This is a genomic window from Streptomyces vastus (assembly GCF_039532825.1).
Lineage (GTDB): Bacteria > Actinomycetota > Actinomycetes > Streptomycetales > Streptomycetaceae > Streptomyces > Streptomyces vastus.
Genome location: NZ_BAAASJ010000049.1, coordinates 1 through 8434, shown reverse-complemented (window position 1 = coordinate 8434; position 8434 = coordinate 1). Strand labels below are relative to the sequence as shown.

Here is an 8434-nt window from a genome sequence, read left to right as displayed (position 1 = left end):
TGTGGGCGATGCTGCGCGACGGCCGACTCTACGAGAGGGAGTACAGCCCCCGGGAGGAGGTTCAGGCAGCTTGACTTACTGCATTAAGAGTCAGCATGCCGACGAACGCGGACCATCCCGCGTCGTGCACGGACTTGGCGAGCCGGGTGCGCCCGAGGCCGGACACCGCGAGGTCTTCCACGTACACCGCTTGGTTGTCGCGAATGATCTGTGTGGATGCCTTGTGGTGCCAGTCCCGGCGCCGGTCCGCCACCTTGGCGTGCTGGCGTGCGACCCTGGTGCGGGCCTTGGCCCGGTTCTTCGATCCCTTGGTCTTGCGGGACAGCTCCCGCTGAAGGCGTTTGAGTTTCTTCTCGGCCCGGCGCAGGAAGCGCGGGCTGTCGATCTTCCGGCCGTCGGACAGGACCGCGAAGGCGGACAGGCCAAGGTCGATACCTGCCTCTGCGTCCACCTCGGGGAGGGTGTCCGGCTGGGTGTCCACGACGAAGCTGAGGAAGTACCGGCCGGAGCTGTCCTTGGTGACGGTCAGGGAGGTGGGTGCGGCCGGCAGGCGGCGGGACCACTTGACTTTGAGGTTGCCGACCTTGGCCACGTACACCGTGCCGTTCTCCTTCAGAGAGAAGGCGTTGGCGTTGAGGCGGATCGACTGCCGGGTGTCCTTCTTCGATTTGTAGCGGGGCGGGCCGGCCTTGCGGCCGGGCCGCTTGCCCAGAATCGAGTCGAAGAAGTTCTTGTAGGCGGTGTCCAGGTCCCGCAGGGACTGTTGCAGGACGACCGCCGACACGTCGGCGAGCCAGGCTCGTTCCTCGGTGCGCTTGGCCTGGGTGATGCGAAGCCGGGACAACTCCGCCGACGTCACATACGGCAGCCCTGCCGCGTGCGCTTCCTTGCGGTCGCGCAGGCAGTCGTTCCACACCACGCGGGCGCACCCGAACGCACTGGCCAGTGCACGGCGCTGGGTGGCGTCCGGGTAGGCCCGGTAGTTGTAGCGGAGTTGCATGGCCAAGATCCTACTACGATTGGTCTCATGGACGAGCAAGACGACTACAGGCGTGGCAGGCACGTTGTTTCGGCGATGCATGTGCACTTGGTCTTCGTGACGAGGTACCGGCGCGGAGTCTTTGACGACGCGATGCTGACGCGCTGCGAAGAGGTCATGCGCAAGGTCTGCGAAGACTTTGAGGCGGAGCTGAAGGAGTTCAACGGCGAACGCGATCACGTCCACCTGTTGGTGCACTACCCGCCCAAGGTGGCAGTCTCGAAGCTGGTCAACAGCCTCAAGGGTGTCTCCGCCCGCCGGATACGGCAGGAGTTCACCGGCCGTATCAACCGCGCCATCTTGCGCGGGCACCTGTGGTCGCCCTCATACTTCTCGGGATCCTGCGGCGGAGCACCGTTGGCGATCGTCCGCCAGTACATCGAGCAGCAGCAACGTCCGCTCTAACGTGCACGTCAAAGAGGTCTTAAGACGCATTCATCCCCGGCGTGAACGCCGGGGCTTTCTGCAAGAGTCCCGGTAAGTAGTTCCAGCGGATTGACACGGATGGCGATGGCTTCATCACCGCCGCCGAGTTCAAGACCGCCTTGGCCCAGGGCGGGGACTGGAACGTCACCGAGTCCGTGATCGCCGACCGTGACCTCAACGGCGACAAACTTCTCTCGTTCGATGAGTTCTGGATCTACCTGAACAAGTGAGTCGAGCCGACTGGCTGGCGTCCCACAGAGTGCGCCGCCGCAGTTGTGCCGAGGGCTGGACATCGCTCACTCCTGGTGGATTTGTCGTACACCCACACGTCCACCATCCGGCCAGGGCCGGAGCCCGTGTCGATCCAGCGCCGCTCGACGTGCCTGCGGATCGCCATCAGTGCACTCCCGAGGCGTGGTCCCGGATCTCGGTGGCGTGCCTCGCGGCCTTGGTGATGTCACCGGCCTTCTTGTAGGCGTTGAGCTGTTTCCAGTTGGCGGCGCACACTTCGCAGCCGGGTGCCGGTGAACAGTCGAGCAGCCAGGCATCGAACCCCACGGGGAGGTCGATCGGCGGTTCCTGAGTCGTCTGCTGTTTGGTGGTCATGTCGGATGCTCCTCTGCTGAGCTGTGCTCGATGAACTGGACGTTAAGGAGGGGGCGGTGGGGGCTGCTATGCTGTTTTCTCAAATTTTCTCGCATCGCTGTTCGGCTTGCCGGAGTTTTCTCATGAAGGTGGCGGCGCGGCGTAGTTCAGCGGTGGCGGCCAGGCGATGCTGATCAGATCAACTGCCCCTGGGAGAAGGAGACTCCGACCATGGCTCGTCAGCTACGCTTCACTGGCACCGACAGCAAGGTCGACGGCTGCCCCGCTCTGCACACCGACGCCGACACGGGTGAAGTGGTCGTGCAAGGCACACCGCTCACCAACCCTGACGACATCGCCCAGTTGCGGCACTTCGGTGCAGGGGAAGCCGCTGTCGTCGTACCGCGCGAACTGCTTGTGAACTGGGGGCCGAAGGAGATGGAACGGGAGCCGGACCTGGTCGACCGGGACACCTTCCGGCGCCTCTTCGAGACCTTCGAGCACACCGCTTGGCGTCTGGAAACCCGGCGCGGATACGCGTCCGACCGAGAGGACCCCGACTACCGGGCCTTCCTGGAGACGGGCAGTGCTCCGTGCGACTTCGACGAACCATGGTTCGTGAACATCCGCCGCCAGACGGACGCCGGCAAGAAGATCGGCCGGGTCCGCGTGGCCGACAACCCGCCCACCCAGGAGCAGTTGTTCCTGCTCGACTACGCCAGGCACAACGCGTCCGTCGGAGAGGACATGCGCTATCTCTGGCGGGAGGATGCGAGGCGGATCGGCTTGCCCGCAGAGGACTTCTGGATCTTCGACTCGCGGATCGTCGCCCTGCTGCGCTTCGACGACGACGACAATCTGCTCACCATCGAACTGATCACGGAGCCCGCCCAGGTCGTGCGGTACTCCACCGTGCGCGACGCAGCCATGCACCATGCCGTCCCGTACCAGCAGTTCGCCGCCCAGGTGGCCACGGCCGAGTAGCGTGCGAGACCGGTGAGCACTGACTATCAGCAAGCGCGGGAAGCTCTCGGGGCGCGCCTTCGCGAACTGCGCTTCTCGTGCCCCGATGGTCGGCTCACCGGCCAGCAACTGGCACAGCGGCTCGGCTGGCCGGGATCCAAGGTCAGCAAGCTGGAGAACGGCAGGCAGACGGCCACCCCCGAGGACCTGCGTGCGTGGGCCGAGGCGACCGGCCAGCCCGAGGCGTATCCCGAACTCGCCTCCCGCCTCGGAGGATTCGAGTCCCACATCAGGTCATGGCGACGAGCCCTGGCAAACGGATTCAAGCCCGTGCACGAAAACCTGAGCAGGGAGATCGAACGCACCACGGAGCTGTGGATGTGGGAAGAGTCGGTGATCCCCGGAATGGTGCAGACACCCGAGTACGCGCGTCATGTCATCACCCGGTACTCGGAGCTGCTGGCTCCGGCCAGCGACATCGAAGACGCCGTACGGGCCAGGATGAAGCGCCAGGAGTGGCTGTACCAGCCCGGCCGCAAGCTGCACGTCCTGATGTGGGAGGCCGCGCTGCGCTCACTGGTCTGCCCTCCCGCCGTACTCACCGCGCAGCTCGACCGGCTGATCGGCCTGGTCGGGATGGACACGGTGGAATTGGGGATCGTGCCTTTCTCCTCCCCCGTGAAGATCGTGCCCGCCAACGGCTTCTGGATCCTCGATGACCGCCTCGTTGTGGCAGAGGACTGGCACGCGGAGCTGTGGTTGGATGACGCGGACAACATCGCCCTCTACACGAAGGTCTGGAAGACGCTCCGCGAGTCCGCCGCGTATGGTGCCGACGCGCAGCGGGTGATCAGCCGGGCGCGGCAGTCCCTGTGATCAACAAGAGGCCGTCGGCTCGCGTGTGCGCGACCAGCCCCCACCGGTCCGCGGGTTCATCACTGTTCTTTCAGCGGAGCGCTTAGCGGACAAGGCCCGCCACGATCGTGGTGATGGTGCGTTCGACGACCGCGTCGCGCTGATCGGCGGGGAGGCGGGCGAGGGGCCCGTCAAGGATGAGCAGCGAGAGGCCGTGGACGGTCGACCAGGCGGCGACCTCGGCGGCGGGCCGGTTCTCCGGCCGCATCCGGCCCGTGGCCACGAGCGCGTCGAGCGTGTCGGACAGCTCCACGAACGCCGCGAACTCCGGCCTGTCGTCGGGGGCTTCGAGGCCGGTGAAGGCATCGGGCTCCTCCGGGGTCGTACGGCAGAAGGCGGTGCGGAAGAGCCCCGGGTGCTCGATCGCGAACCGTATGTACCCGCGCCCGATCGCCTCGGCCCTGCGCACGGCCTCCTCTCCGGGGTCGTCGAGCCGGGGTCGTGCGTGGAGGGTCTCGGTCATCGACGCGGCGAGCGCCTGCTGGCCGCGGGCCTTCACGGCATGGAGGAGATCTCCCTGGCCGCTGAAGTGGCGGTACGCGGCGGTGGGCGAAACGCCGACGCTGCGGGCCGCTTCGCGCAGGATGACCCGTTCGGGGCCGCCCTCGGCCGCGAGTTCCACGGCGGCCCCGATCAGCGCGTTACGGAGATCGCCGTGGTGGTAGCGGGACTTGCCGCCAGTGATCGCTCCCATGACTCCATCCTGCCCGAAAACTCCATCCTGCTTCGAAGGCTGAAGTTGACGCCGTTAACATCCTGTGTCATCGTCAATGTTAACAGCATAAACATCTGGGGGCGATCACCTTGTTCGATCGAATTGCAGAGCTGGCCCTGCACCGGGGCCGACTCGTACTGGCACTGACCGTGGTGGCCGTGGTCGCGATGGGGGCCATCGGCTTCGGGGCGTTCGGCAAGCTCCTCGGCGGCGGCTTCGAGGATCCGAACGCGCCCTCGACCCACGCCCAGGAACTCATCGACGAGAAGTTCGGCGGCGAGACCAACCTGGTCCTGCTGGTGCGGGCCGACGACGGCGACCTCGGTTCCGCCGACGCCGAACGCGCGGGCCGCACCCTCACCTCGGAGCTCAAGGACGAACCCGCCGTGGCGAACGTGATCTCGTACTGGGACACCGGCTCCGCCACACTGACCTCCCGGGACGGCGACGCGGCGCTGGTACTGGCCCACGTCAAGGGCGACGACACCGAACAGGGCGACAACGCCTCGGCGCTCATCGACGCGTACACCGGCGACCGGAACGGGCTGACCGTGCAGGCCGGCGGAGAGGCCGCGGTCGGCGACGAAGTTCCCACCCAGGTCGCCAAGGACCTCGCCCTGGCCGAGACGATCGCCGTGCCCCTGATCCTCATCCTGCTCGTGATCGCCTTCGGCAGCCTCGTCGCGGCACTGCTGCCCCTGGTCATCGGGCTGATCGCGATCGTCGGCACCTTCGCCGAGCTCTATGTGCTCGGCAGCATCACCAACGTGTCGGTGTTCTCGATCAACCTCACCACCGCCCTCGGCCTCGGCCTCGGCATCGACTACGCCCTGCTCATGATCAGCCGGTTCCGCGAGCACCTCGCGGAGGGCGCCGACGTTCCCGAGGCGCTCCGGCACACCGTAAGGACGGCCGGGCGGACCATCGTCTTCTCGGCGGCGACCGTCGCCGCCGCGCTGGCCGCCCTACTGGTCTTCCCGCAGTTCTTCCTGCGCTCCTTCGCCTACGCGGGCATCGGCGTGGTGGTCATCGCCGCCGTCAGCGCCCTGCTCGTCGTCCCGGCACTGCTCGCCGTGCTCGGCCACCGGGTCAACAGCGGCCGCCTGCCCTGGGCCCAGACCGTACGCAGCGCCGAGGCTCCCTTCTGGGGCCGGCTCGCCCGCACGGTCATGCGCAGGCCCGCGCTGACCGCACTTCCGGTCCTCGGGATCCTGCTGCTCGCCGCGAGTCCGCTGCTCGGCGTCACCTTCGGCACGCCGGACGAGCGGGTGCTGCCGGAGAGTGCCCAGAGCAGGCAGGTCGCCACCACGGTGCAGCACGACTTCACGGGCAGCGACGAGTCGGCGGTGCAGATCGTCACGACCGGGCCCGTGGCCGCGGACCGGCTGCGCTCGTACGCGACCGAGCTGTCGCGGCTCGACGGCGCCGTGCGGGTCGAGACGTCCGCCGGCACATTCAGCGAGGGCCGCGCCACCCCGCCAGGGCATGCGAATGCCGCACTGGCCCGGCCCGACGCCCAGCGGATCACGGTCGTCACCGGCCTCACCCCCAAGTCGGACGAGGCCCAGGACCTGGTCAAGGACGTACGGGCAGTGGATCCGCCCGCCGGGACCGAGACGCTGGTCGGCGGCACCGACGCGCGCCTCGTCGACTCCAAGGACTCGATCGCCGACCGGCTCCCGGCCGCCATCGTTCTCGTAGCGGGCACCACATTCCTGATCCTCTTCCTGTTCACCGGCAGCGTGGTCCAGCCACTGCGGGCGCTGGTCCTCAACGCCATCAGCCTCTCCGCGGCCATCGGCGTGATGGTGTGGATCTTCCAGGACGGCCATCTGTCCTCGCTGCTCGGCTTCACTCCGCAGCCGATGGACACCTCCATGACGGTGCTCATGTTCTGCATCGCCTTCGGCCTGTCCATGGACTACGAGGTCTTCGTGACCAGCCGGATCAAGGAGCTGCACGACGCGGGCGCCGACACGGAGACCGCCGTCACCAGCGGGCTCTCGCACACCGGGCGGATCGTGACCATGGCCGCCGGGCTGCTTGCGGTGAGCTTCTTCGCCTTCGGCACGGCTCAGGTCAGCTTCATCCAGATGTTCGGGCTCGGCAGCGGCCTGGCGATCCTGATCGACGCGGTGGCCGTACGCGGGGTACTGGTACCGGCGGCCATGCGCCTCCTCGGCCGTACGGCCTGGTACGCGCCGAAGCCGCTGCGTGCGGTGCACGGGCGGCTGGGCCTCACCGAGGGCGCGCCCGTCGAGGAGGAGCGGACGCCCGCCAAGGTCTGACCCTCTGGCGGCGCGCAGTTGATTCGGCTTTCGGGAGAGGGCTTCGCGGGAGTGGAAGTCAGCCGCTCTGGGCCCACTCCCGGAGCGCGGCCTTGCTCGCGAAGTCCGCCACGTTCTTGTCCAGCGGGTCGTCCGTGTACTGGTGGAAGCGCCACTTGGCCTGGATGCGGGGCTTGCCCGCGGTGACGTAGTCGGCGATCCAGAGGCCGTCGCCCGCGTACGAGGTCGTGTCGACGTTCAACCAGTAATTCCTGTTCGCGTACAAGACGACCCTGTGATTCGGCCGCAATTCCTTCACCTTCCGGATGAAGCGGTCCTTTTCCGAGTTGCTCGCATGCGTGCCCTCACTCGTCGTCTCCCAGTCCACCGCGAGAATGTCGCCCGCTCTTTCCGGCGCTTTGCTGACGAAGTACGCGGCCTGGGCCGTGAGGTTGCCGGGCCAGAGGAAGTGGTAGAAGCCGACCACGCATCCGGCGTCTCGGGCCGTCTTCGTCTGGGCGCCGAGTTTCGGGTTGACGTACGAACGGCCCTCCGTCGCCTTGACGAAGACGAAGGAAAGGCCATCGGTGTCGTACGAGGACGACTGATAGGAACTGACATCGATGCCGCGCAGCATGGGGGGATCCTCCGTGCGGTGGGGGAGAGGGAAGAGCGGGCCAGGGAAGCCGCAACTACCTTGACTTTTCCCCTTACTTCAGCCGCCCCACCCTCGCATGGACGTTCTGTCGAACGCGGCCGCAGAGCATAAGCACACTCACCGGCCGACGAAGGGACATCAGCCGTGGCTCAGCGGTCAGCCGATGACAAGCCCAAGGCCCTCGAGCCCGCTCTGGAATCCATGACCCGCCTTGTCGCCGCCGTCATCGTCCACGACAAGGCCGCCAACCGCGTCGTCCTCCTCCAGCGCGGCCAGAACGCCAAATTCGCTCAGGGCATGTGGGACCTCCCCGTCGGCAAGAGCGAACCCGGCGAACCCATCACCGAAACCGCCGTACGCGAGCTCTACGAGGAGACCGGCCTCAGCGTGAAGCCGGAGGCGCTGAAGGTCGCTCACATCATCCACTGTGCCTGGGGCGTCGAAGCCCCCAATGGCTTCCTCACGGTCGTTTTCGCCGCACACGAATGGTCCGGCGAACCCGAGAACCGAGAACCGCGCAAACACGCCCAGGTCCGCTGGGTTGACGCCGACGCCATCCCCGACGAGTTCGTGAAGTCCACCGCAAGTGCTCTCCACAGCTACCTCAAGGGTGGCTCTCAGGTGTTCCTGGACGGCTGGAAGCAGGAAGGGCTTCAGCGCCAGGCGCCGCCTCGCGTGAGCGGACGGCCCGGCGGGCGGCGCCCCCTCAGCACTCGATGATGTTGACGGCGAGGCCGCCCCGGGCGGTCTCCTTGTACTTGACGGACATGTCGGCGCCGGTGTCCTTCATGGTCTTGATGACTTTGTCGAGGGAGACGTGGTGCCGGCCGTCGCCCCGCAGGGCCATGCGGGCGGCGGTGACGGCT

At 67.0% G+C, this 8434-nt stretch carries 9 protein-coding genes and 2 pseudogenes; 6 read left to right on the top strand and 5 right to left on the bottom strand.

Features of this window, described 5'->3' with window-relative positions:
- Positions 1-79: 79 nt before the first annotated feature.
- A pseudogene (locus ABD357_RS23850) lies at positions 80-1000 on the bottom strand (RNA-guided endonuclease InsQ/TnpB family protein); the annotation flags it as partial.
- Between the two features lie 27 nt (positions 1001-1027).
- On the opposite strand from ABD357_RS23850, the gene tnpA reads away from it, so the two are divergent.
- Both tnpA and ABD357_RS23840 read left to right on the top strand, forming a co-directional pair.
- Positions 1028-1444, top strand: coding sequence for an IS200/IS605 family transposase (gene tnpA / locus ABD357_RS23845; protein ID WP_344392768.1), 417 nt, complete (start codon positions 1028-1030; stop codon positions 1442-1444).
- An 80-nt stretch (positions 1445-1524) separates the two neighbouring features.
- A pseudogene (locus ABD357_RS23840) lies at positions 1525-1695 on the top strand (EF-hand domain-containing protein); the annotation flags it as partial.
- A 166-nt stretch (positions 1696-1861) separates the two neighbouring features.
- On the opposite strand, the gene ABD357_RS23835 reads toward ABD357_RS23840, so the two are convergent.
- On the bottom strand, positions 1862-2071 hold the full coding sequence (locus ABD357_RS23835; protein WP_344392767.1) for a hypothetical protein: 210 nt from the start codon (positions 2069-2071) through the stop codon (positions 1862-1864).
- A gap of 210 nt (positions 2072-2281) precedes the next feature.
- Between ABD357_RS23835 and ABD357_RS23830 the strand changes: the two genes are divergently transcribed.
- Positions 2282-3034 carry a DUF6879 family protein gene (locus tag ABD357_RS23830; RefSeq protein WP_344392766.1) on the top strand — a complete coding sequence of 251 codons (753 nt, stop codon included), beginning with the start codon at positions 2282-2284 and terminating at the stop codon, positions 3032-3034.
- Between the two features lie 12 nt (positions 3035-3046).
- Entirely contained in the window at positions 3047-3889 is an 843-nt protein-coding gene (locus ABD357_RS23825; RefSeq protein ID WP_344392765.1) for a helix-turn-helix domain-containing protein, read from the top strand.
- Between the two features lie 82 nt (positions 3890-3971).
- Here ABD357_RS23825 and ABD357_RS23820 read toward each other — a convergent pair whose 3' ends face one another.
- Positions 3972-4622 carry a TetR/AcrR family transcriptional regulator gene (locus ABD357_RS23820; RefSeq protein ID WP_344392764.1) on the bottom strand — a complete coding sequence of 217 codons (651 nt, stop codon included), beginning with the start codon at positions 4620-4622 and terminating at the stop codon, positions 3972-3974.
- Between the two features lie 110 nt (positions 4623-4732).
- On the opposite strand from ABD357_RS23820, the gene ABD357_RS23815 reads away from it, so the two are divergent.
- Positions 4733-6931, top strand: a complete 2199-nt coding sequence (locus ABD357_RS23815) for an MMPL family transporter (protein WP_344392763.1) — start codon at positions 4733-4735, stop codon at positions 6929-6931.
- Between the two features lie 58 nt (positions 6932-6989).
- Here the strand turns inward: ABD357_RS23815 and ABD357_RS23810 are convergent, their stop codons facing one another.
- Positions 6990-7547, bottom strand: coding sequence for a glycoside hydrolase family 25 protein (locus ABD357_RS23810; protein WP_344392762.1), 558 nt, complete (start codon positions 7545-7547; stop codon positions 6990-6992).
- Positions 7548-7712: 165 nt separating this feature from the next.
- Between ABD357_RS23810 and ABD357_RS23805 the strand changes: the two genes are divergently transcribed.
- Complete coding sequence (locus ABD357_RS23805; RefSeq protein WP_344392761.1) at positions 7713-8288, top strand: NUDIX domain-containing protein; 576 nt, start codon at positions 7713-7715, stop codon at positions 8286-8288.
- Here ABD357_RS23805 and ABD357_RS23800 read toward each other — a convergent pair.
- Positions 8275-8434 (bottom strand): L-serine ammonia-lyase, iron-sulfur-dependent, subunit alpha (locus ABD357_RS23800; RefSeq protein ID WP_196943212.1); only part of this gene is annotated, 160 nt, incomplete at its 5' end. The two genes, ABD357_RS23805 and ABD357_RS23800, sit on opposite strands and share 14 nt — an antisense overlap.

Coding starts and splice junctions, on each gene's coding strand:
- ABD357_RS23835 (WP_344392767.1), bottom strand. CDS start 2,071: ATGACCACCAAACAGCAGACGACTCAGGAACCGCCGATCGACCTCCCC.
- ABD357_RS23810 (WP_344392762.1), bottom strand. CDS start 7,547: ATGCTGCGCGGCATCGATGTCAGTTCCTATCAGTCGTCCTCGTACGAC.
- tnpA (WP_344392768.1), top strand. CDS start 1,028: ATGGACGAGCAAGACGACTACAGGCGTGGCAGGCACGTTGTTTCGGCG.
- ABD357_RS23820 (WP_344392764.1), bottom strand. CDS start 4,622: ATGGGAGCGATCACTGGCGGCAAGTCCCGCTACCACCACGGCGATCTC.
- ABD357_RS23830 (WP_344392766.1), top strand. CDS start 2,282: ATGGCTCGTCAGCTACGCTTCACTGGCACCGACAGCAAGGTCGACGGC.